General features: G+C 70.9%; 22 protein-coding genes. 16 read left to right on the top strand and 6 right to left on the bottom strand.

The features are described from left to right. Positions 1-500 precede the first annotated feature (500 nt). Together ACFPIJ_RS03985 and thpR are read left to right on the top strand one after the other, a co-directional pair. Positions 501-1,028 carry a hypothetical protein gene (locus ACFPIJ_RS03985; RefSeq protein WP_380113209.1) on the top strand — a complete coding sequence of 176 codons (528 nt, stop codon included), beginning with the start codon at positions 501-503 and terminating at the stop codon, positions 1,026-1,028. After that, positions 1,025-1,585 carry an RNA 2',3'-cyclic phosphodiesterase gene (gene thpR / locus ACFPIJ_RS03980; protein WP_380113208.1) on the top strand — a complete coding sequence of 187 codons (561 nt, stop codon included), beginning with the start codon at positions 1,025-1,027 and terminating at the stop codon, positions 1,583-1,585. The genes ACFPIJ_RS03985 and thpR overlap by 4 nt, the downstream gene beginning before the upstream one ends. A gap of 9 nt (positions 1,586-1,594) precedes the next feature. On the opposite strand, the gene ACFPIJ_RS03975 is transcribed toward thpR, so the two are convergent. The 4 genes from ACFPIJ_RS03975 to ACFPIJ_RS03960 all read right to left on the bottom strand — a co-directional run bounded on the left by ACFPIJ_RS03975 (position 1,595) and on the right by ACFPIJ_RS03960 (position 6,229). Continuing rightward, the gene (locus tag ACFPIJ_RS03975) at positions 1,595-2,581 is read right to left on the bottom strand and encodes an aldo/keto reductase (RefSeq protein ID WP_380113207.1); all 987 of its coding nucleotides are present in this window, start codon (positions 2,579-2,581) and stop codon (positions 1,595-1,597) included. A gap of 33 nt (positions 2,582-2,614) precedes the next feature. Then, positions 2,615-3,721, bottom strand: a complete 1,107-nt coding sequence (sepH, locus tag ACFPIJ_RS03970; protein WP_380113205.1) for a septation protein SepH — start codon at positions 3,719-3,721, stop codon at positions 2,615-2,617. A 181-nt stretch (positions 3,722-3,902) separates the two neighbouring features. Beyond that, positions 3,903-5,021, bottom strand: a complete 1,119-nt coding sequence (gene serC / locus ACFPIJ_RS03965; RefSeq protein ID WP_380113302.1) for a phosphoserine transaminase — start codon at positions 5,019-5,021, stop codon at positions 3,903-3,905. Between the two features lie 110 nt (positions 5,022-5,131). Next, the gene (locus ACFPIJ_RS03960; RefSeq protein ID WP_380113204.1) at positions 5,132-6,229 is read right to left on the bottom strand and encodes a citrate synthase 2; all 1,098 of its coding nucleotides are present in this window, start codon (positions 6,227-6,229) and stop codon (positions 5,132-5,134) included. A 204-nt stretch (positions 6,230-6,433) separates the two neighbouring features. On the opposite strand from ACFPIJ_RS03960, the gene pdxH reads away from it, so the two are divergent. The 13 genes from pdxH (at position 6,434) to ACFPIJ_RS03895 (ending at position 19,364) form a co-directional block, all read left to right on the top strand. Continuing rightward, a complete protein-coding gene (gene pdxH / locus ACFPIJ_RS03955; protein WP_380113203.1) occupies positions 6,434-7,030 on the top strand; it encodes a pyridoxamine 5'-phosphate oxidase in 597 nt (198 codons plus the stop codon). Further along, on the top strand, positions 7,027-8,274 hold the full coding sequence (locus tag ACFPIJ_RS03950; RefSeq protein WP_380113202.1) for an MFS transporter: 1,248 nt from the start codon (positions 7,027-7,029) through the stop codon (positions 8,272-8,274). The genes pdxH and ACFPIJ_RS03950 overlap by 4 nt, the downstream gene beginning before the upstream one ends. A gap of 16 nt (positions 8,275-8,290) precedes the next feature. Further along, positions 8,291-9,229 carry an aldose 1-epimerase family protein gene (locus ACFPIJ_RS03945; RefSeq protein WP_380113201.1) on the top strand — a complete coding sequence of 313 codons (939 nt, stop codon included), beginning with the start codon at positions 8,291-8,293 and terminating at the stop codon, positions 9,227-9,229. Next, the gene (locus ACFPIJ_RS03940; RefSeq protein WP_380113200.1) at positions 9,216-9,833 is read left to right on the top strand and encodes a nitroreductase family protein; all 618 of its coding nucleotides are present in this window, start codon (positions 9,216-9,218) and stop codon (positions 9,831-9,833) included. Before ACFPIJ_RS03945 ends, ACFPIJ_RS03940 begins: the two co-directional genes overlap by 14 nt. 67 nt (positions 9,834-9,900) lie before the next feature. After that, entirely contained in the window at positions 9,901-10,191 is a 291-nt protein-coding gene (locus tag ACFPIJ_RS03935) for a type II toxin-antitoxin system VapB family antitoxin (protein ID WP_203849149.1), read from the top strand. Positions 10,192-10,276: 85 nt separating this feature from the next. After that, a complete protein-coding gene (locus tag ACFPIJ_RS03930) occupies positions 10,277-11,446 on the top strand; it encodes an acyl-CoA dehydrogenase family protein (protein ID WP_380113199.1) in 1,170 nt (389 codons plus the stop codon). A 68-nt stretch (positions 11,447-11,514) separates the two neighbouring features. After that, entirely contained in the window at positions 11,515-12,381 is an 867-nt protein-coding gene (locus ACFPIJ_RS03925) for a DUF4230 domain-containing protein (RefSeq protein WP_380113198.1), read from the top strand. A gap of 162 nt (positions 12,382-12,543) precedes the next feature. Beyond that, positions 12,544-13,866 (top strand): ABC transporter ATP-binding protein, encoded by a 1,323-nt coding sequence (locus ACFPIJ_RS03920; RefSeq protein WP_380113197.1) that lies wholly within the window; start codon positions 12,544-12,546, stop codon positions 13,864-13,866. A 57-nt stretch (positions 13,867-13,923) separates the two neighbouring features. Then, a complete protein-coding gene (locus tag ACFPIJ_RS03915) occupies positions 13,924-14,961 on the top strand; it encodes a hypothetical protein (protein ID WP_380113196.1) in 1,038 nt (345 codons plus the stop codon). 30 nt (positions 14,962-14,991) lie between these two features. Continuing rightward, the gene (locus tag ACFPIJ_RS03910) at positions 14,992-15,456 is read left to right on the top strand and encodes a DUF4442 domain-containing protein (RefSeq protein WP_380113195.1); all 465 of its coding nucleotides are present in this window, start codon (positions 14,992-14,994) and stop codon (positions 15,454-15,456) included. Between the two features lie 86 nt (positions 15,457-15,542). After that, positions 15,543-17,027 (top strand): glycoside hydrolase family 3 protein, encoded by a 1,485-nt coding sequence (locus ACFPIJ_RS03905; protein WP_380113194.1) that lies wholly within the window; start codon positions 15,543-15,545, stop codon positions 17,025-17,027. A 63-nt stretch (positions 17,028-17,090) separates the two neighbouring features. Continuing rightward, on the top strand, positions 17,091-17,810 hold the full coding sequence (locus ACFPIJ_RS03900; protein ID WP_380113193.1) for an LppX_LprAFG lipoprotein: 720 nt from the start codon (positions 17,091-17,093) through the stop codon (positions 17,808-17,810). 3 nt (positions 17,811-17,813) lie between these two features. After that, positions 17,814-19,364 (top strand): MFS transporter, encoded by a 1,551-nt coding sequence (locus ACFPIJ_RS03895; protein WP_380113192.1) that lies wholly within the window; start codon positions 17,814-17,816, stop codon positions 19,362-19,364. A gap of 61 nt (positions 19,365-19,425) precedes the next feature. On the opposite strand, the gene ACFPIJ_RS03890 is transcribed toward ACFPIJ_RS03895, so the two are convergent. Further along, positions 19,426-19,773 carry a DUF6401 family natural product biosynthesis protein gene (locus tag ACFPIJ_RS03890; RefSeq protein ID WP_380113191.1) on the bottom strand — a complete coding sequence of 116 codons (348 nt, stop codon included), beginning with the start codon at positions 19,771-19,773 and terminating at the stop codon, positions 19,426-19,428. Between the two features lie 65 nt (positions 19,774-19,838). Beyond that, positions 19,839-20,039, bottom strand: coding sequence for a PspC domain-containing protein (locus ACFPIJ_RS03885; protein WP_380113190.1), 201 nt, complete (start codon positions 20,037-20,039; stop codon positions 19,839-19,841). Positions 20,040-20,272: 233 nt separating this feature from the next. On the opposite strand from ACFPIJ_RS03885, the gene ACFPIJ_RS03880 reads away from it, so the two are divergent. Beyond that, the gene (locus tag ACFPIJ_RS03880; RefSeq protein WP_380113189.1) at positions 20,273-20,938 is read left to right on the top strand and encodes a CAP domain-containing protein; all 666 of its coding nucleotides are present in this window, start codon (positions 20,273-20,275) and stop codon (positions 20,936-20,938) included. Positions 20,939-20,946 lie beyond the last annotated feature (8 nt).

Raw genomic sequence — 20,946 nt, 5'->3', positions numbered from 1 at the left:
CCTCAGCGATCTGCGGGGCCTCAGCGATCCGCCGGGCTGCTGCAGGTCCCTCGACGCAAGCGCCGCGCCCGCGTCCCTGCCCTATGTCGGCCAGCCTGTTGTGCACCCGGCGCCAGCAGATCGAAGTCCCGGGTCGAACCGGCCCGGCCGAGCATCCCACGACTTCGATCACCGGCAGGACCCACGACAACCCGCGACCAGCAGCCGGACACACCAGCCGCCGTGATCAACGGCGCGCAACGGCCGTCCCGGACGCCACGAGGCGACTTCGATCTGCCTCGACAGCACATCACGACCGGGGCGGGCCGGCCACAGAACCGAGGACTCGGAGGCGGGCAGCGGCGGAGCGCGAAGCAAAAAAGTCCAGTCGAAAGCCGCACGAAGCGCGAACCGGGCGAATTCGCACAGCGGAGGGCGCCGGGGGTGGGTTGATTGCGAGTCGGTGCCGAAGTTGGGGTTATCGGTGGCGATCGTTGTTCATGCGGGCTTAGCCTCAAGGTGTGGGCGTGCTGCGCGGCCTGCTGGTCGTCGGCGCCATCGGGCTGATCGCCGTGGCGCCGTGTCTGGTCTGCCTGCTGCTCATCTCCGCCGGCGAGATGATCGAGCAGGTGGGGCGGGGGTTCCGGCGGGCCTTCAGGAAGCTGTTCCGGCGCAAGGAGCGCGAGCCGGGGTGGCGCGACGGGCCGGTGCGGCGCTGGTGGCACATGAGCTGGGCGGGACGGGCCCTGCACACGGTCGCGGCGGCGCCGGTGCCGGTGCCGGCGGGGCCGCCGATCGAGCAGCTCGCGGGGGACCTGCGGCGGTTGAACCGGCTGCGGATGGGGGTGGCCACCAGGTCGCCGGTGTGGTTCAACGCGGTGCAGCGGGCATACGACGAAGCGTTGCGGGTCGCGTGCGTGCAGTTGGGGATCGACCAGTACCTTGACGAGGTGAGCGGGGTCGACCTGGAGGTTGAGCGGTTGAGGGTCGAGGGCGAGTTGCAGCGCGCCGGGCTGGCGTTGCGCGACACCAAAACCGAGCAGCGGTGAGGCTGTTCATCGCGGCGTACCTGCCGGACGAGGTTGAGCGGCACTTCGCGGCGATGGTCGGCACGCTCGCCGTGGCCAGGCCGATGCCGGAAGGGCGGTCGCTGCGGCTCGTGCCGGCCGAGCAGCGGCACATGACCCTGGCGTTCATCGGAGACGTGGAGGACGAGCGGCGGGACGACGCGGTCGAGGTGCTGGAGGCGTTGCCGCAGATCGTGCCCAGGGCCCGGATCGGGGGTGGTGGCAGGTTCGGGCGGGGGAAGTTCACCACGCTGGTCGCGAAGGTCGACGGGGACGTTGCGCCGCTCGGGGACGCGGTGCGGAAGCTGCTCAAGAAGCGCAGGCTGCCGTTCGACCACCGGCCGCTGCAGCCGCACGTGACGATCGCCCGGCCGGGGGACCGGCTCCCGGGCGCCGACCTGGCCGCCGATCTGGACGTGCTCCGTGCGTACGAGGGTCCGGAATGGCTGGTGGACGACGTGCGGCTGATGAAGAGCGAGCCCGGGCCGCGGCCAACCTATGAAGTGCTGGCCACGACCCGAGATGCAAAGCAGGGCTGACAGCAGCCCCTACCAGGCCCAGGCCTCCGGGCCGGGGCCGCCGTTGCCGACCGGCGGGAAGAGCTCGTCGAGCCGCTGCAAGGTCGCCTCGTCCAGGGACACGTCGAAGGTGCCGAGGGTCGAGTCGAGCTGCTCGATCGTGCGGGGCCCGATGATCGGCGCGGTGACGCCGTCCTGCGCGAGCAGCCACGCGAGAGCCAGGTTGGACGGGTCGGCGTCCAGCGACGCGGCCAGCTTCTCGTACGCCTCGATCGCGGTCCGGTGCTGGAGCAGGCCTTCCGCGGCGCGGCCCTCGGAGGACCGGCCAGCGGAGCCCGCGGCGGCCTTCGCGATGGCGCCGCTGAGCAGGCCGCCGTGCAGGGGTGACCAGGGGATGACGCCCAGCCCGTACTGGCGGGCGGCGGGCAGCACCTCCAGCTCGACCGTGCGCGCCATGAGGTTGTAGATGCACTGCTCGGCGACGAGGCCGAGGAAGTGTCGCCGGGACGCCGACTCCTGGGCCTGCGCGATGTGCCAGCCGGCGAAGTTCGACGAGCCGACGTAGAGGACCTTGCCCTGCGCGACGAGGAGCTCCATCGCCTGCCAGATCTCCTCCCACGGCGTGCTGCGGGAGATGTGGTGCATCTGGTACAGGTCGATGTAGTCGGTCTGCAGGCGGCGAAGCGAGGCCTCGGCCTCGGCGATGATGTGGCGCGCGGAGAGGCCCTGGCCGTTGGGCCACTCCTGCATCTTGCCGTAGACCTTGGTGGCCAGGACGACCTTCTCGCGCCGGCCGCCGCCCTGGGCGATCCAGCGGCCGATGATCTGCTCGGTGACGCCTTCGCCGAGCTTCCAGCCGTAGACGTTGGCGGTGTCGAAGAAGTTGATGCCGTGATCCAGTGCCCGGTCCATGATCGCGAAGCTGTCGGGCTCGGTGGTCTGGGGCCCGAAGTTCATGGTGCCGAGGCACAGGCGGCTGACCGAGAGGCCGGTCCGCCCGAGGTTGGTGTACTCCATGTACACCAACCTATCCCCTGGGAAATGCAGAGATCAGCTGGTTTCCCGGGCGGCGGACGGTGCCCCGCCGAAGAGCACGTCGTCCCAGCTGGGCAGGCGCTTGCGCGGCTTGTCGGGGGTGCTCGGCTGATCGCCGGACGCGGCCGACGGGGTGTTGCGCCGCGGGCGGAGCACGGCGAGCGACGGCACCGCCGGGATCTCCTTGCTCTGGTCGCTGTCGTCGTCGAACGGCGAGCGGCCGATCAGCGCGGCCGCGCCACGCGCCCGGTTCTCACCCTGGACGACCGGGGCAGGAGCGGGAGCGGGCTCGTCGGAGGGCGACGAACCCAGCGGCCGGTCGAGCGACGCGAGCAGCGCGTCCCGCCCGGCCCGGATCGGGTCGGGGTTCATGGAGCCCAGCCCACGCCCCCGCGTCGAAGGGGGCGACGGCTGGACGTTGGACGGGCGGATCAGGTCGTGCCCGCCACTGCCGTGGCGCAGCGGGTCGGGGCGCATGCCGAGATCGCCGCGGCTGGTCTCGCCGCGGGTGGGCAGCGTGCGGTCCGGCGCCGGCGGCTCCTGGCCCAGCACGTGCGGTGCCCGCTCGGTGCACAGGTACTGCGCCATGTCGTCATGCGGGGCGACCTGCTGGCGGGCCTTGTCGAGCTCCCACACGGCCTGCGCCGTCGCCTTGCCGCTCGGCCAGGTCGCGGTGATCCGCCAGGTGCCGTCCTCGCGCCGGTACGCATCCCACGAGATCTTCTCCGTGTCGATGCCGTGCTGGCCGAGGCGCGCGTCGACGACCTCGGCGAGGGACGAGCCCTTGTCGGAGGTCTTCAGCCGGGTGCGACGGGCGTGCTGGGCGAGCATGGCCCGCTCCTGCAGGACCGGACCGGCGTAGCGCAGGACCCGGTCGACCGGGACGCCGGCGACGCGGGCGACCTCTTCGGCCGACTCGCCGGAGCGGATGCGCGCCTGGATGTCACGCGGCGCGAGCTGCGACGCGGCGGTCTCCATCGTCGTGGTCGGGTGGCTCTGGTCGGGACGCAGCGCGCTGTGCACCCGGTCATCGATCGGGAGCGCGAGCAGTCGGCCGACCTCATCGGCGAGAACGAACGCTTGGCCGTCCTCGGAGAGGGCGACGAATCGCACAGGCCGCATAGCGTGCCTCCGTCCCACCCGCATCGGCACCGACTTTCCCGGCACCACTCGGTCACAGTACGCGTAACCCTAGCTGGAGCGAAGCGTGCCGCGCCGGGAGAAAGCAAAGACGGAACTCAACACGAATGCCCGCCACCAGAGCAAACGAAGCAAACGGGCGGCGGGCATTCGTACATACAAACTAAAGACGCTCGATGACGTAATCGATGGAAGCCGTCAGCGCCTCGACGTCGGCCGGGTCCACGGTCGGGAACATCGCGATCCGCAGCTGGTTGCGGCCGAGCTTGCGATACGGGTCGGTGTCCACGATCCCGTTGGCGCGTAGCACCTTGGCCAGGGCCGTCGCGTCCACGGAGTCGGCGAAATCGATGGTGCCCACGACGTTGGACCGCACGGTGATGTCGGTGACGAACGGCGTCGCGACGGGCGAGCGCTCGGCCCAGCCGTACAGGATGGCCGCCGACTCCGCGCTGCGCTTGGTCGCGAAGGACAGGCCGCCGTTGGCGTTCATCCAGTCGACCTGCTCGGCGGTGAGGAAGATCGTCGACAATGCCGGGGTGTTGTAGGTCTGCTCGAGGCGCGAGTTGTCGATCGCCGTCTGCAGGTCGAAGAAGTCGGGGATGTAGCGGCCGGACTCCTTGATCTCCGCGACGCGGGCGATCGCGGCCGGCGACATGATCGCGATCCACAGGCCGCCGTCGGAGCCGAAGCACTTCTGCGGGGCGAAGTAGTAGACGTCGGTCTGCGCGAGGTCGACGTCGAGGCCGCCGGCGCCGGAGGTGGCGTCGGTCAGCACCAGCGCGCCCTCGTCAACACCGGAAGGCCGCCGGACCGGCACGGAAACGCCGGTCGAGGTCTCGTTCTGCGGCGAGCAGTACGTGTCGACGCCGTCCTCGGCCCGCAGGAACGCGGCGGTGCCCGGGTCGGCCTTGATGATCGTGGGGTCGCCGATGAACGGCGCCTTCTTCGCGGCGCTGCCGAACTTCGCGCCGAACTCACCGAAGCTGGCGAACTGCGCGCGGTCACGGATCAGACCGAAGACCGCGATCTCCCAGAACGCGGTGCTGCCGCCGTTGCCCAGGACGACCTCGTAGCCGTCGGGGATGCTGAACAGCTCGGCGAAGCCGCGGCGGAGCCGGGCGACCTCGTCGCGGACGGTCTTCTGCCGGTGGCTGGTGCCGAGGTAGGAGGTCGCGACACCGGCGAGGGCCTGCACGGCCTCGGGCCGGACCTTGCTCGGGCCTGAGCCGAAGCGGCCGTCGGCGGGCTTCAGCTCGTCGGGAATGCGGATGTCGACCATGTGTGAGTACTCCGGGTTGCGGCGGCGGGCGGGCAGGTGCGGGTACTCCGCGAATCCTGCCACCTCCGCCGCCGCGATCCCGGCCGATTACCGCCGCAGGGCGATACGCATCACAGGAGGTTGTTCCAGCCTTCGACGTCGCTCGGCTTGCGCGGCGCGGGGCCGACGTAGGTGGCGGACGGCCGGACCAGGCGGCCCAGCTCCTTCTGCTCGAGGATGTGCGCGCTCCAGCCGGCGACCCGGGCGCAGGTGAACATCGACGTGAACATGTGCGCCGGGACCTCGGCGAAGTCGAGCACGACCGCGGACCAGAACTCGACGTTGGTGGCGAGGACCCGGTCGGGGCGGCGGGCGTGCAGCTCGGCGAGGGCCGCCTTCTCCAGGGCCTCGGCGATCTCGAAGCGCGGCGCGCCGAGCTCCTTGGCGGTGCGGCGCAGCACGCGGGCGCGGGGGTCCTCGGCACGGTAGACGCGGTGGCCGAAGCCCATGAGGCGCTCGCCGCGGTCCAGGACGCTCTTGACGTAACCCTCGGCGTCGCCGCTGCGCTCCACGGCCTCGATCATGCCCAGGACGCGGGAGGGGGCGCCGCCGTGCAGCGGGCCGGACAGCGCGCCGATGCCGGAGGAGATGCAGGCCGCGGCGTCGGCGCCGGTGGAGGCGACGACCCGGGTGGTGAACGTGGAGGCGTTCATGCCGTGCTCGGCGGCGGAGATGAAGTAGGCGTCGACGGCCTTGACGTGGCGCGGGTCGGGGTCGCCCCGCCAGCGGCGCATGAACCGCTCGACGATCGTGTCGGCCTTGTCGATCTCCTTCTGCGGCACGGCCGGCAGTCCCAGGCCACGGGCGGCCTGAGCGACGAACGACAGGGCGGTGACGCTGACCCGGGCGAGGTCCTCGCGGGCCTGGGGGGTCTCGATGTCCAGCAGCTGGCCGAGGCCCCAGTAGGGGGCCAGCATGGCTACCGCGGACTGCACGTCGACCCGGATGTCGCCGGAGTGCACGGGCACCGGGAACGGCTCAGCAGGCGGCAGGCCGGGGCCGAACTTGCCGTCGACCAGGAGTGCCCAAACGTTGCCGAACGACACCTGGCCGATGAGATCCTCGATGTCGACGCCGCGATAGCGCAGCGCGCCGCCTTCCTTGTCGGGCTCCGCAATCTCGGATTCGAAGGCGATGACGCCCTCGAGTCCCGGCTTGAAATCGGACATCTCGCACTCCTGCTGGTTCGGGGGTGTCTGACTAGGTTTGTTACCCGCCGGTGTTCCCTTTGACATCTTCACCCCGAGGGGGTGTCAGTACCGACTGAACGGGGGCTCAGATGTGTCCTACGTGACACATCTTCACGCATCTGTGATCGTCGGAGGAAGGATGTGAGCGTGAGACCCAGCACATCGCCGCAAGATTTATCGCGGATGCGGAACGAGTACACCGGGGAGCTGACCGAGCAGGGCCTTGCCGGGACCTGGCTGGAGCAGTTCGCCACCTGGTTCGCCGACGCGGTCGAGGCGGGACTGCCCGAGCCCAACGCGATGCTGCTCGCGACCGCCGACGGCAGCGGACGGCCGAGTGCGCGCACGGTACTGCTCAAGGGATACGACCAGCGTGGCTTCACGTTCTTCACCAACTACGAGTCACGCAAGGGCCGGGACCTCGCGGCGAACCCCCGGGCCAGCCTGGTCTTCCCGTGGTACCCACTGCACCGCCAGGTGATCGTCTGCGGGGCTGTGGAAAAAGTCTCCCGCGAGGAGACCGAGGAGTATTTCGCCATCCGGCCGCACGGTGCGCAGGTCGGCGCGTGGGCGAGCCCGCAGTCGCGGGTCATCCGGTCGCGCGACGAGCTGCGGGTGCTGGTCGAGGAGGTGGAGGCCCGAGGCGAGCGGGGTGCCCCGCCGTTCTGGGGCGGGTTCCGGGTCAGCCCGGACGAGGTCGAGTTCTGGCAGGGGCGGGAGAGCCGGCTGCACGATCGCCTCCGGTACACCGGCGACACCGTGGAAAGACTCGCGCCTTGAGCGTGCAGGAGCGGCTGCGCAAACACGTCATCGATGTCCGGCCGCTGCGGCACGTGGCATACCGGCGGCTCTTCGTCGGCAACGCGGTGTCCTTCTTCGGCGTCCAGTTCACCGCGGTCGCCGTGCCGGTGCAGGTGTACGACATCACCAGGTCGGCGCTGTGGGTCGGCATCGCCAGCTTCGTCGGCCTGGTCCCGCTGATCGTGTTCTCGATCTGGGGCGGCGCGATCGCGGACGCGTTCGACCGGCGCAAGGTGCTGCTCACCAGCTCGACGCTGATGTGGCTGACCACGCTCGGCCTGCTCGCGCAGGCGGTGCTGCACGTCGACGACCCCTACCTGATGCTGGCGCTGATCGCGGCCCAGTCGGCGGCGTTCGGCGTCAACAGCCCGGTCCGGCAGGCGATCATCCCGGCGCTGATCGGGGAGGGCGAGGTCGCGGCGGCCAACACACTGAGCTTCACCGCCTCCAGCATCTCCTCGATCTTCGGGCCGGTCGGCGCCGGTCTGGTCATCGCCTCGGCCGACTTCTCCGTCGCGTACGCCATCGACGCGGTCCTCTTCACGATCGTGCTGTGGGCGGCGCTGCGGCTGCCGTCGCTGCCACCGGCCTCGCTGACCGGGGCTGAGGCGAGGACCACCGGCGGGCTCCGCGACATCCGCGAAGGCCTGCGGTTTCTCGGCGCCTCGAAGCTGATCCTGCTGACGTTCGCGATCGACATCGCGGCGATGGTCCTCGCCATGCCGAAGGCGCTGTTCCCGGTCGTGGCCGACCAGCGCTACGGCGCGGCATCGCTGGGCTGGCTGTACGCGTCGATCGCCATCGGGTCGACCCTGGCCGGTCTCACGTCCGGCTGGATCGGCCGGGTCCACCGGCAGGGGATCGCGCTCGTCGGCGCGGTCGTCGGCTGGGGCCTGGCGGTCGCGGCCGCCGGTGCGGTGCCGTGGCTGTGGGCGTGTGTAGCTTTCATGGCGGTGGCCGGTGCCGCCGACATGATCAGCGGGGTGTACCGGCAGACGGTGCTCCTCAGCGCGCCCGACGCGATGCGCGGCCGGCTGCAGGGCGTGTTCTTCGCCGTGGTGGCCGGAGGTCCACGTCTGGGTGACCTTCGGGCCGGGTCGGTGGCCGACGCGACCAGCGCCACCTTCTCCTGGGTCAGCGGCGGGATCGCCTGCGCCGTGGTGGCCGTCCTGCTCGGCCTGACATTTCCCGCCCTGCTTCGGTACACCGACCGGTCGGACTGAGGATATTGTCGCGGCCATGGACACCGCCGCCGCCGCGCAGCTCTCGCACGCCCCTTCAGGTACACAGTGGACGATCACCTCGGGCGGCCATGAGGCCGTCATCGTCGAGGTCGGCGGTGGCGTGCGCAGCTATACCGTCAACGGGACCGACGTGATCGCCGGCTTCGCCGAGGAGGAGCACGCCGTCGGCTGTGCCGGGCAGGTCCTCGCCCCGTGGCCCAACCGCATCCGCGACGGGCAGTACGCGTTCGGCGGCGATCACCTGCAACTGCCGCTCACCGAGCCCGAGCGGCACAACGCCATCCACGGCCTGGTCAACTGGACCCGCTGGCGGCTGGTCGACGCCGCGCCGGACAGCGTGACCGTCGAGCACGACCTGGTCCCGCAGCCGGGGTACCCGTGGCCGCTGCGCCTGCGCACCACCTGGTCCGTCGGCGAGGGCGGCCTGCGCGTCGAGCACGAGGCGACCAACGTCGGCTCGGAGGCGGCGCCGTTCGGCCTGGCCACCCACCCGTACGTGCTGGTCCCGGGCGTCGCGGTGGACGACCTGACGCTGAAGGTCCCGGCCCGCAGCCGGCTGCTCGTCGACGCGCGCCTGCTGCCGATCGGCGCGGCCCGGGTGACGGGCAGCGAATACGATTTCGTGGAGGGCCGGCGGCTCGGCAGCACCATCCTCGACACGGCGTTCGGCGAGGTGGAGCCCGACGCCGACGGCGGCTCGCAGGTGACGATCACCGCGCCCGACGGCCGGGGCGTCACGGTCTGGGCCGACTCGTCATTCGGCTGGTGGCAGGTGTACTCCTCCGACACGCTGCCTGCCGATCGGCTGCGCAAGGCCCTCGCCATCGAGCCGATGACCTGCCCCCCCGACGCGTTCCGGTCCGGCCGTGATGTGGTGACCCTGGAGCCGGGAACGTCCTGGCACGGGGTATGGGGGATCCGTGGAACTGTCTGAGGCGATCCGCCGGCGGCGGATGGTGCGCAACTACGACCCGTCGCGTCCGGTGGACCCGGCAGTGGTCGACAAACTGCTGGGATACGCGGTGCACGCGCCGTCGGCCGGCTTCTCGCAGGGCTGGGAGTTCCTGGTCCTGACCTCCGACGAGGAGCGGGCGAGGTTCTGGGCGGCGACCACGCCACCGGACTCCGGCCTGACCTCGTGGATGGAGGGCATGAGCCGGGCGCCGGTGATCGTCGTGCCGCACAGCCACCGCGACGCGTACCTGGACCGGTACGCCGAGCCCGACAAGGGCTGGTCCGACCGCGACGAGGCCCGCTGGCCGGTGCCCTACTGGCACATCGACACCGGGATGGCGAGCCTGCTGGTGCTGCTCGGCGCGGTCGACGAGGGGCTGGGCGCCTGCTTCTTCGGCATCCCGCCGGCGTCCGACGCGGCCTACCGGGAGGCGTTCGGGGTGCCCGCGGAGTACACGCCGATCGGCGCGATGACGATCGGCTACCGGGCCACGGACGTCAAGTCGCCGTCACTCAAACGGGGTCGCCGCGAGTCGCAGACAGTCACCCACCGAGGACGCTGGGGCACAAGCGCCGATTTGTGACAACGCTCGGCGTCGGTTCTGTCGCACCGGGTCGGTACCCTGGCAGCGTCAGGGGGGTGAAACGTTCATGATCTTCAAGGCGGTCCGCGACGGTCGGCCTTATCCGGAACATGGGCTGACGCTGAAACAGTGGTCCGAGATCCCACCGCGCCCGGTGCGGCTCGACCAGCTCATCACCACCAAGCGGGAGCTGGCGCTGGACAAGCTGCTCGCCGAGGACTCGACGTTCTACGGCGACCTGTTCCCGCACGTGGTGCAGTGGGAGAACCGGTTGTACCTGGAGGACGGACTGCACCGCGCCCTGCGCTGGGCGCTGCAGCAACGCACCTCGATCCACGCGAGGGTCTACCAGGCGTAGGGGCTGTGCCGAGGTCGGAGGCCGGGCTGCGGCCCGGGTGCCCGCCTCGGCACAGCCCCGCATCGTTTGACTTACAGTGTTAGTTGTGACGACGACCCGGCCCCTTGACCTGCTCGATGTCGACGCGCTGCACTCCGAGGAGGAGCTGGCGATCCGCGCCGTCGTGCGCAGGATGGTCGACGACCATGTCCGTCCGAACGTCGCCGACTGGTATGAGCGGGGCCAGGTGCCGGTCCGCGACCTGGCGAAGGAGTTCGCGGGGGTCGGCCTGCTCGGCATGCACCTGACCGGATACGGGTGCGCCGGGTCCAGCGCGGTCGCCTACGGGCTCGCCTGCCTGGAGCTGGAGGCCGGCGACTCCGGCGTCCGCAGCCTGGTCAGCGTCCAGGGCTCCCTGGCGATGTTCGCGATCTGGAAGTACGGCTCCGACGAGCACAAGGACCGCTGGCTGCCCGGCATGGCCGCCGGCGACCACATCGGCTGCTTCGGCCTGACCGAGCCCGACCACGGCTCCGACCCGGCCTCGATGGCCACCCGGGCCCGCCGCGACGGCGACGACTGGATCCTCGACGGCACCAAGATGTGGATCACCAACGCGCCGGTCGCCGACGTGGCCGTGATCTGGGCCCGCACCGAGGCGGGCGTCAACGGGTTCGTCGTGCCGATGGACACGCCCGGCGTGACGGCCCGCGAGGTCAAGCACAAGCTGTCGCTGCGTGCCTCCTGCACCGGCGAGATCGTCCTGGACGGCGTCCGGCTGCCGGCGGACGCGCTGCTGCCGGACGCGAAGGGGCTGAAGGCGCCGCTGTCGTGCCTCACCGAGGCGCGGTACGGCATCGTGTGGGGCGCGCTCGGCGCCGCCCGCGACAGCCTGCACACCGCGCTGGACTACGCGGGTGCGCGTGAGCAGTTCGGCCGGCCGATCGCGGGTTTCCAGCTGACCCAGGCCAAGTTCGCCGACGCCGCGGTCGAGCTGCAGAAGGGCTACCTGCTCGCGGTGCACCTCGGCCGGCGCGCCGACGCCGGGGTCCTGAAGCCGGAGCAGGTCAGCGTCGGCAAGCTCAACAACGTCCGGGAGGCCCTCGCCATCGCCCGGCAGTGCCGCACGATCCTCGGCGCCAACGGCATCAGTGCGGAGTACCCGGTCATGCGGCACGCCGCGAACCTGGAGACGGTGCTCACATACGAGGGCACCTCGGAGATCCATCAGCTGGTCATCGGGCAGAAGCTGACCGGGCTCGCCGCGTTCGGCTGAGATCGATTCGCGGCGCTTTACCGACCCCTCTACCGTGAGAGCAAGAAGATCCTCCCGGAGGAGTCAGCATGGCCCGCAACGACGAAACCGTGACCCCCGACGACTCGGACGACGAGCCGACCCAGCGGCGCGAACCGGACCCGAACACCGCCGAATACCCCGAGATCACGTCCGGGCCCGCTGACACCCCACCGACCTCGGGCAAGGGCTGGTCGCCGAAGATCGGCGACCGGATCGACCCGCGCGACCGCCCTGACCGGGACGCGCCGGTGATCGTGCCGGTCAAGGCCGGCGGCGGCGCGATGCGTGGCCTGTTCTGGCTCGTCGCCACGATCGGCCTGATCGTCGCGCTGGTGCTGGGCGCCAAGACGATCGGGCTGTTCCCCGACCTGAAGAACCCGTTCGCGAAGGAGCAGACCGACCGCAGCGGACCGGCGCTGCTCAAGTCGGTGCAGGACCTGAGCCAGTACGTGGCGGCCGAGGGCAACTTCGAGGTCATCGTCGACGTGCAGAAGGACCGCAAGTACATCCCGGACTTCCTGCTCAACGAGCGGATCCTGTTCGTCGCCGCCGGGTCGGTGGAGGTCTACGTCGACTTCGCCGGGATCGGTCAGGGCGCGGTGAAGGAGTCCGAGGACCGGCGCACGGTGGAGATCACGCTGCCGGCGCCGCAGCTGCGCCCGGTGCGGATCAACAACGACCGCAGCTACGTGTACCAGGAGGATCGCGGGCTCTTCAACCGGCTCGCGGACGCCTTCAAGTCGGACCCGAACCGGCTGCAGGAGGTCTACAAGCTCGCCGAGGAGAAGATCGGCACGGCGGCCAAGGAGGCCGGTTTGAGCAAGCGGGCCGAGGAGAACACCAGGAAGATGCTGCAGCAGTTCCTCGGGGCACTCGGATACACGTCCGTGACCGTAAACTTCCCGGCGTCGTAGCGCGGGGCGAACTGCAAGCTTTCCTAACGGTAGTTGCGCGGTAACACGCTGAACACTGGTCATTTACCCGATGGACCAATAGCGTGCCCCTCGTCACAGTACTTGACTCGGGGTAACTGAGTTATCCGCGAATTGCTTTGCTGACCTGGGGCGGAGGTGACGGTGGCTACCGTCGCACTCAAAGATGTGATGAAGGTTTTCGCCGACGGCACGGTGGCCGTCGACCGAGTGAACCTCGACGTTGGGCAAGGCGAGTTCATGGTGCTTCTCGGGCCCAGTGGCTGCGGGAAGTCGACCTTGCTGCGCATGGTCGCGGGTCTTGAGGACCCCACGTCGGGCGCGATCATGCTCGACGGTGACCTGGCCAACGACCTCCCGCCGCGGGAGCGGGGGGTCGCGATGGTCTTCCAGGACTTCGCGCTCTACCCGCACATGACGGTCGGGGAGAACATCGGCTTCCCGCTGCGGCTGTCCGGGGTCGAGCCGGAGCCGCGGGCCGAGCAGGTCGCCGAGGTCGCCAGCGCGCTGGGCATCGGTGACGTGCTGGCCCGCAAGCCCGGGCAGCTCTCCGGTGGCCAGCGCCAGCGGGTCGCGATGGGCCGTGCCATCGTGCGCCGGCCCAAGCTCTTCCTCATGGACGAGCCGCTGTCCAACCTGGACAGCGGCCTGCGGGCGGAGCTGCGCGCGGAGATCTCCGGCCTGGTCCGCGAGCTCGGCGTCACCACGATCTACGTCACGCACGACCAGGCCGAGGCGCTGACCATGGCGGACCGGGTCGCGATCCTGCGCAAGGGTGTCCTGCAGGACGTCGGCACCCCGACCCAGGTCTACGGGCGCCCCGCGACGCTCTACGTCGCGGCGTTCCTCGGCAGCCCTCGGATGAACCTGCTCGAGGCCGAGGTGTACGTGCACCTCGACCGGCACATTGCGCTGCACATGGGCGACCAGGTGCTGCACCTGCCGTGGAACGATCTGCGCTCCCGCCAGGTCGCGCACTTCCACGGCGAGCGGATCGTCATCGGCGTGCGCGCCGAGGCGCTCACGCCCGTGCCCGACACCACCGGCGGCGACGTCCTGCGCGGCAGGATCCGCTACCTGGAGCACCACGGCCACGAGTCGCTCGCGTTCCTCGACATCGGCGCGACCGCCGTGATCGTCGACGAGATCGGCGCGCCGCCGACCGACATCCCGATCAACGGCGGTGGGCTGAAGCGGTTCGTCAGCAAGCTCACCGGCCGCGGCGGCAATGTCGAGGACCTGGAGCTGGTCGGTGCCGGCAACGGCCGCGGCGGCCGTCGCGCGCCCCAGCGCGACAGCGTCCTGAGCGACCCGGGTCGCCACCACCGCCGTCCGGCGGAGCTCGCGGTGCGACTCGCGCCATACCCTGCGGTTACGCATGGTCACCCACTGACCGTTGCCGTCCGCATGGAAGCACTGCACTTTTTCGACGAAAGGGGACAGCGCATCGATGTGGGGTGGCGCTGAGTAAACGGCTGCTCTAGCCTGCGGCGATCTGGCCCTCCGACATAGGGGAATGTTCTGATGGCTGCACTAGGCACCACAAGCACCGCTCAACCACCCGGCAGCGGGCTGCTCATCATCGAGCGGATCCTGCGCGACCGGGACTCGATCTGGCGGCAGATCGGGGAGGAGCGCGATCTCGGCAAGCTCACGTTGCAGATGCTCGCCAGCTCAGTGCTGGCGCTCGCCTGCTACGGGGCGGTCCTCGGCGCATCGCACAGCCCGGCCCAGGCCGGGCTGTCGGCGCTGAAACTGCCCCTGCTGTTCCTGATGACGCTCGCGATCTGCCTGCCCACGCTGTACCTGTTCAACCTGGTGTTCGGCGCCAGGTTGCAGGTCCGGCAGGCACTCGCGCTGGTCATGGTCACCATCACCGTCACCGCGGTGCTGTCGCTGGCATTCGCGCCGATCAGCCTGTTCTTCCTGCTCACGGCGTTCAGCTACTCGTTCTACAAGATTCTCAACGTGGCGATCCTGACGATGACCGCGTTCGTCGGGCTGAAGTTCCTCACCAGCGGCATGCACGCGCTGAACGCCCACACGGCCAGGGCCGCTGCGGAGCGGCAGGCGCAGGCCGAGGCCGCCGCGGTGGCCGAGCTGGCCAACCCGTCCGCCGACGCGCCGGTGTCTCCGGCGCCGGCCGGTGCGGCGGAGGTCGTCGCGGGCACGGATGAAGGCAAGGCGGCTGTCCCGGCCGCGTCGGTGTCGGCCGGGCCTGCGGTGCAACCGCAGCCCAACGGGACGGCCGCACCGGTCCAGACCCTGCCGGCGTATCCGCCGAGGCAGCCGCTGCTGCTTCCGGACGGCCGCTACGCGTTCCCGGTGGCGCCGCCGCTGCCTGCGACGCGGACCGGGGCGACCGTCCTGCCGGCGGGTGAACGACCGGCCAGCATGACGCTGCTGCACGTGTGGATCCTGCTCTTCGGGTTCGTCGGCACCCAGCTGGCGTGGACGCTGCGACCGTTCGTCGGTGAGCCGCACGAGCCGTTCGAGGTGTTCCGGGCGATCGAAGGCAACTTCTACGTCAACATCATCCACACGATCGGCGAGCTCTTCTAGGGCTAGCTACCAGCCGGTAACATCGGCGGCATGACCGTTGACCCCCCAACGCTTGCCGCCGGCCTCATCGCCGCAGTCCCGTTCGCCCGCACCGTCGGCATCGAGATCACCGATGTGCGGGTGGACGGTGACGACATCAGCGCCACCGCCACGCTCCCGGACGAGGAGCGGCTGCACAATCACGTCGCCGGCCCGCACGCGGGCGCGATCTTCACGCTCGCCGAGACCGCTTCCGGCGCCGTGGTGATGGCGGCATTCGGCGGGCATCTCGCGCTCGGTACCCCGCTCGCGGTGCGGTCGGAGATCGCGTACCGCAAACTCGCCGTCGGGCCCGTCCGGGCCGTCGCCAGGCTTGGCCGTCCTGTGCGCGATGTCATCGCCGAGCTCGCCGCCGGCGAGCGCCCCGAGTTTCCCGTCGCGATCGAGGTCACGCGGGCCGACGGCGCGGTGACCACCGAGATGACGGTCGTCTGGACCATCCGTCCGCATCGATGACAGGGCCGTTAACTACTGGAAGGTTTCTTGACTATTACTGAGATGTGATGTGACCATTCTCGCCAGGCGCGAAGGGTGGTTGACGCATGGACGCAAGCACGGGGGACGACCTGGTGAGCATGGCGAACGCCGTGCTGCAGCCGGGATTCGTGGGCAAGGAGCCCCCACCGTGGGTCCGCCGCCGCCTGGCCGAGGGGCTCGGCGGCGTCGTCCTCTTCGCACGCAACGTCGTCGACCGTGACCAGGTGGCCGAGCTGACCGCGGCGCTGCGCGCCGAGCGTCCCGACGTCATCGTCGCGATCGACGAGGAGGCCGGCGACGTCACCCGCATCGACGCGCACAACGGCAGCCCGTGGCCCGGCAACCTGGCCCTCGGCGCCGTCGACGACACCGCCCTGACCCGCGAGGTCGCCTGCCACATCGGCCGCGATCTGGCCTCGGTCGGCATCACGTTCGACTACGCGCCCGACGCCGACGTCAACTCCGACCCCAACAACCCGGTCATCGGGTCCCGGGCGTTCGGCGCCGAACCCGAGCGGGTCGCCCGGCACACCGCCGCGTGGATCACCGGGCTGCAGGAGGCCGGCGTCGCCGCCTGCGCCAAGCACTTCCCCGGACACGGCAACACCAGTGTCGACTCGCACCTGGACGTCCCGATCATCAAGGCCGGGCGGGCCGAGCTCGACGCCACCGAGCTGGTGCCGTTCCGCGCCGCCATCACCGCCGGGGTGCAGGCCGTGATGAGCGCCCACCTGCGCGTCCCCGCCCTCGACCCGGACCTGCCGGCCACCCTCAGCGGGCGGATCATGACCGGGCTGCTCCGCGACGAGCTGGGCTTCCAGGGCCTGATCGTCACCGACGGCATCGAGATGCGGGCCATCTCCGACCGCTTCGGCTTCGCCCACGCCACGGTCCTCGCCCTGGCCGCCGGCGCCGACGCGATCTGCGTCGGCGGCGACCACGCCGACGAGGACACCGCCAACCTGCTCCGCGACGCCATCGTGGCCGCCGTGCGCTCCGGTGAGCTGCCCGAGTCGCGGCTCGCCGACGCCGCCGCGCGGGTCGCCCGGCTCGCCGCCTGGTCCGCCGCCGCGCGGGCCGGAGCGACGGCACCGCCGGACCCGCAGGCCGCCGCGCTGGGGCTGTCGGCGGCCCGCCGGGCGCTGCGCATCACCGCACCCGACGCCGCGTTCCCGCTCGCCGGGCCGGCGTACGTGATCGAGTTCCAGCCGGAGCTCAACTTCGCGATCGCGCCCGAGACGCCATGGGGTCTCCTGGCGCCGCTCGCCGAGCTGGTGCCCGGCACGTCCGGCGTGCGGCTGTCGTCGGAGAACGGCCTGCCAGACGCGCTGCAGGCGTCCCTCGGCCGGCCGTTGCTGCTGGTGGTCAGGGACCCGCACCGGTACCCCTGGATCACCGACGCGCTGCGCGCCTCCCTGGCCGTGCGCCCGGACGCCGTGGTGGTCGAGATGGGTGTCCCCGCCGCTCCGCTCGGCGACCTGCACATCGCCACCTTCGGCGCGACGGCCGCCTCGGGCCGGGCGGTCGCCGAGCTGCTCGCCGGCCGGTGACATCGATGTTGCGCAGGGTCACGGCACGCGAGTTGTTTCGCCGATCGGTCTAGCATGCGGGGTATGTCCCGCACCCGTGCTCTGCTGACCGGCGTAACGGCCGCCGCCCTGCTTCTCGTCACCCTGACCGGCTGCACCAGCAAGTCCAAAGAGGACGAGGCGGGGAAGGCGGATCCCAACCTGCCGGCGGCCGAGGGGCTGCTGAAGGAGTCCGCCGCCGCGATGGGCGGGATCAAAACGGCGAAGTTCCTCATCACCGCCGACGGCACCATCGCCGGCGTCGCCCTCAAGCGCGCCGATGGCGTGCTGACCAAGGAGGGCAACGCGCAGGGCACCGCCCAGGTCGAGCAGATGGGCGCGACGGTCGAGCTGGCGTTCACCATCGTGGGACAGACCATGTGGTTGAAGGGCCCCACCGGCGACTACCAGCAGCTGCCGCTCGCCCTCGCCGCCTCGGTCTATGACCCGTCGGCGATCCTCAACCCCGACCGGGGCATCGCCAAGGTCGTCGGGACCGCCACCGGCGGCAAGACCGAGGCCACGGAGAGCGTCGACGGCCAGGAGGCCTACCGGGTCTCCACCAGCAACTCCGCGGAGACGCTCAGCAACGTGGTGCCCGGCGTGACCGGCTCGGTGCCCGGGAAGTTCTGGATCGCCAAGGACGGCAAGAAGCTGCTGAAGGCCGCGTGGACCCTGCCTGCCGTCGGTGAGGCCAAGGGCGGCACGGTCACCGTGACGTTCAAGGAGTTCGACGCTCCGGTCACCATCACCCCGCCGAAGTAGCCGATGACGTCGACGCAGCCCACGAGCGCCGCCACCACCGCGCCGCCCACGGCCGGCGGCGTCCCGCGGCGCCGGCTCGCCATCGGCGTCGGCGGCGTCGCGGTGCTGCTCGCCGCCCTGGACGCCTACGTCGTCGTCGGGGTCCTCACCGACATCATGGACTCGCTGCACATCGCCGACACCAGGCTGGAGCGGGTCACCCCGGTCGTGACCGGGTTCCTGCTCGGCTATGTCGCCGGCATGCCGCTGCTCGGCTCGCTCTCGGACCGTTTCGGGCGCCGGGCGCTGCTCGTCGCGAGCCTGCTCGGCTTCGGCGCCGGCTCCGCGCTGACCGCCGCCTCCGGCGACATCATCCTGCTCACCGGGGGCCGCACCCTGCAGGGCATCGCCGGTGGCGCGCTGCTCCCGGTGACCGTCGCGCTGGTCAGCGACCTGTGGCGGGACCGCGACCGTCACCTCGTCCTCGGCAACGTCGGCGCCGCGCAGGAGCTCGGCAGCGTCCTCGGCCCGCTCTACGGGGTCGCGGTCGCCTCCCTCCTCGGCAGCTGGCGCGGCATCTTCTGGCTCAACCTGCCGCTCGTGGTGGTCGCGATCGCGCTCGTCTGGCTGGCCGTGCCGGGCGGCCCGCCCACCGCCACCGCGCCGCGCCGGACCGACCTCGTCGGCGGGCTGCTGCTCGCGGTGGTCCTCGGCGCCGTCGTCGTCGCGCTCTACAACCCCGACCCCCAGCGGTCCGTCCTGCCCTCGTGGGGCTGGCCCGTCCTCGCCGGCGCCGCCGCGGTGACGGTGCTGTTCGTGCTGTGGGAGCGCCGGGCGAAGACCAGGCTGCTGGACCTGACCGGCGCCGCCAAGGGACCGTTCTTCGCCGCCCTCGCCGCGAGCTTCTGCGCCGGCGTCGCCCTCATGGTGACACTGGTCGACGTCGAGCTGGTCGCGCAGACCCTGCTGGGCCGGTCGGGCGTCGAGGCCACCCTGGTGTTGACCCGGTTCCTGGTCGCGCTGCCGGTCGGCGCCGTCGTCGGCGGGCTGCTGCTGCGCTCCGGCCGGCTCGGCGAGCGCGTCGTCACCGCCGGCGGCCTGCTGCTCGCGGCGCTGGCGTATGTCCTCATCGCCGGCTGGCCCGCGGAGGTGCCCGCCGCCCGCTATCTCGGCTTCCTGCCCCGGCTGGACACGGACCTCGCGCTCGCCGGGCTCGGGCTCGGCCTGGTCATCGCGCCGCTGTCGGCGGCGGCACTGCGCGCGACCCCGCCGCCGCAGCACGGCGTGGCCTCCTCCGCCGTCGTCGTGGCGCGGACGATGGGCATGCTGATCGGCGTCGCCGCGCTGACCGCGTGGGGCCTGCACCGGTTCCACACGCTGACCGCGAAGCTGGACTTCCCGCTGGTGTTCGGCAAGCCCGCCGAGGAGCAGAAGCGCCTGCTCTCGGCGTATGCGGACGCCCTGCAGTCGGCGCTGCGCACCGAGTATCGCGAGATCTTCCTGATCACGGCGGTGGTGTGCCTGGTGGGCGCGGTGTCCGCAATCTTCCTCGGTGGCTCGCGCCGTCCCTCATGATCCGGAAGACTCTGTGCACCCAGGAGTACACAATCTCTTCCGGATCACGGATAGCGCGGGGCTAGAGGTGGCCGGCGGTGTGGGCTAGGGAGCAGATGGCGATCAGGCGGACCGTCGGCCACTCGGCCCTGGACCAGTCGATCTCCGAGGTCGGCGGGAGCTGCCACTGGGCCTCGATCAGCGCGTCGCGGACGCCCGTGGCGTAGCTGGCCAGGGCGACGGCGTTCGGTCCGCGCTCCGGGTCGCCGAGGGCGTCGCGGACCGAGGCGGCATGCTGATCGACGGCGGCCTGGAGGCCGGCGGACGCGGCTGCGGCCGCCAGGCCGGACTCGCCGAGCCAGGTCATCAACCCGTTCAGGGTCGAGCGGGCGGCGCTGTGGCGGGTGGCTTCGGCGAGGTCTTTGAACATGCCTCCGACTTCGACCGGCCGGCCCCCCGGTTGACCGGTGAACCCGGAGCGCACCCGTGTCGACCTCAGTTGTAACTGTGGGAGTTCGACTCGTCGGGCATCAGGACCCACAGCACGATGTAGACCACGAACTGCGGCCCCGGCAGCAGACACGAGAGCACGAAGATGAGCCGCATCGTGTTGGGCGACAGGCCGAACCGCCGGGCGAGACCGGAGCACACGCCGGCGATCCAACGGTTGTCCCTGGGTCTGACCAGTCTGGACATTGCTGCTCCTTCGACAAGACCTGCGTACGAGGTGTGTAGCTCAACGGTATGAATGCCCGGGGCCGTCGCCCTCCAACCTTTGACGGAACTTCACGGGCCGGTCCACTAGGGACCCACCCGCACGGGTAGCGGGCCGGTTGCCGACCGTTGCGGGGTAGTTGAGGTGCTCACGAGGGCTGTGAGCGACCCGATACCAACTGCGTCAAAGCTCACCGACGGAAGGTTCTCTCATCGTGACCCGGTTCCCTCGCCGTGCCACCATCCTCGCCGCCGTGCTGCTCGCGGTGCCGCTCGGCTTCACGCTCACCGCCACGGCAGCGACGGCCGCCCCCGCCGCCGCCCAGGTCGTCACCGCCGTCACCGCCGTCGGTGACGCGGTCGCCGGTGTCGACGTCGCCGCGGCGGTGTCCAAGAAGAAGAAAAAGAAGAAGACGACCGCCAAGAAGCCCGCCACGAAGCCGGCGACCACCCCGGCCACCAAGCCGGCCACGCCGACCACCAAGCCGGTGGAGAGCAGCTCGCTGGAGTCCGAGGTCGTGGCGCTGACCAACAGCTACCGCACCGCGAACGGCTGCGGCGCGCTGCGCATCGACACCCGGCTCGTCGCCGCCGGCCGGGCGCACAGCACGGACATGGTGACGAACAACTTCTTCAGCCACACCGGCTCCAACGGCAGCACATTCGTGCAGCGCGAGGCGGCCGCCGGCTACACCACCGGGGCGTCGGCGGAGAACATCGCCTGGGGCTACCGGACGCCGAAGGAGGTCGTCGACGGCTGGATCAACAGCCCCGGGCACAAGGCCAACATCCTCAACTGCGGCAGCGTCGCGGTCGGTGTCGGGCTCGCCTACAAGGCCGACGGGACCCCGTACTGGACCCAGGATTTCGGCCGCGTCTGAAACCCTGT

Source organism: Dactylosporangium cerinum, from assembly GCF_042653625.1.
GTDB classification, from domain to species: Bacteria; Actinomycetota; Actinomycetes; order Mycobacteriales; family Micromonosporaceae; genus Dactylosporangium; species Dactylosporangium cerinum.
Note: the sequence above shows the minus strand (reverse complement) of the source record. Positions and strands in the feature narration are given on the sequence as shown.

What these genes read in the sequence shown, in the direction of transcription:
- ACFPIJ_RS03975 (WP_380113207.1), bottom strand. Translation starts at nt 2,581, where the DNA reads ATGGAGTACACCAACCTCGGGCGGACCGGCCTCTCGGTCAGCCGCCTG.
- sepH (WP_380113205.1), bottom strand. Translation starts at nt 3,721, where the DNA reads ATGCGGCCTGTGCGATTCGTCGCCCTCTCCGAGGACGGCCAAGCGTTC.
- serC (WP_380113302.1), bottom strand. Translation starts at nt 5,021, where the DNA reads ATGGTCGACATCCGCATTCCCGACGAGCTGAAGCCCGCCGACGGCCGC.
- ACFPIJ_RS03960 (WP_380113204.1), bottom strand. Translation starts at nt 6,229, where the DNA reads ATGTCCGATTTCAAGCCGGGACTCGAGGGCGTCATCGCCTTCGAATCC.
- pdxH (WP_380113203.1), top strand. Translation starts at nt 6,434, where the DNA reads ATGCGGAACGAGTACACCGGGGAGCTGACCGAGCAGGGCCTTGCCGGG.
- ACFPIJ_RS03945 (WP_380113201.1), top strand. Translation starts at nt 8,291, where the DNA reads ATGGACACCGCCGCCGCCGCGCAGCTCTCGCACGCCCCTTCAGGTACA.
- ACFPIJ_RS03935 (WP_203849149.1), top strand. Translation starts at nt 9,901, where the DNA reads ATGATCTTCAAGGCGGTCCGCGACGGTCGGCCTTATCCGGAACATGGG.
- ACFPIJ_RS03925 (WP_380113198.1), top strand. Translation starts at nt 11,515, where the DNA reads ATGGCCCGCAACGACGAAACCGTGACCCCCGACGACTCGGACGACGAG.
- ACFPIJ_RS03915 (WP_380113196.1), top strand. Translation starts at nt 13,924, where the DNA reads ATGGCTGCACTAGGCACCACAAGCACCGCTCAACCACCCGGCAGCGGG.
- ACFPIJ_RS03910 (WP_380113195.1), top strand. Translation starts at nt 14,992, where the DNA reads ATGACCGTTGACCCCCCAACGCTTGCCGCCGGCCTCATCGCCGCAGTC.
- ACFPIJ_RS03905 (WP_380113194.1), top strand. Translation starts at nt 15,543, where the DNA reads ATGGACGCAAGCACGGGGGACGACCTGGTGAGCATGGCGAACGCCGTG.
- ACFPIJ_RS03900 (WP_380113193.1), top strand. Translation starts at nt 17,091, where the DNA reads ATGTCCCGCACCCGTGCTCTGCTGACCGGCGTAACGGCCGCCGCCCTG.
- ACFPIJ_RS03895 (WP_380113192.1), top strand. Translation starts at nt 17,814, where the DNA reads ATGACGTCGACGCAGCCCACGAGCGCCGCCACCACCGCGCCGCCCACG.
- ACFPIJ_RS03890 (WP_380113191.1), bottom strand. Translation starts at nt 19,773, where the DNA reads ATGTTCAAAGACCTCGCCGAAGCCACCCGCCACAGCGCCGCCCGCTCG.
- ACFPIJ_RS03885 (WP_380113190.1), bottom strand. Translation starts at nt 20,039, where the DNA reads ATGTCCAGACTGGTCAGACCCAGGGACAACCGTTGGATCGCCGGCGTG.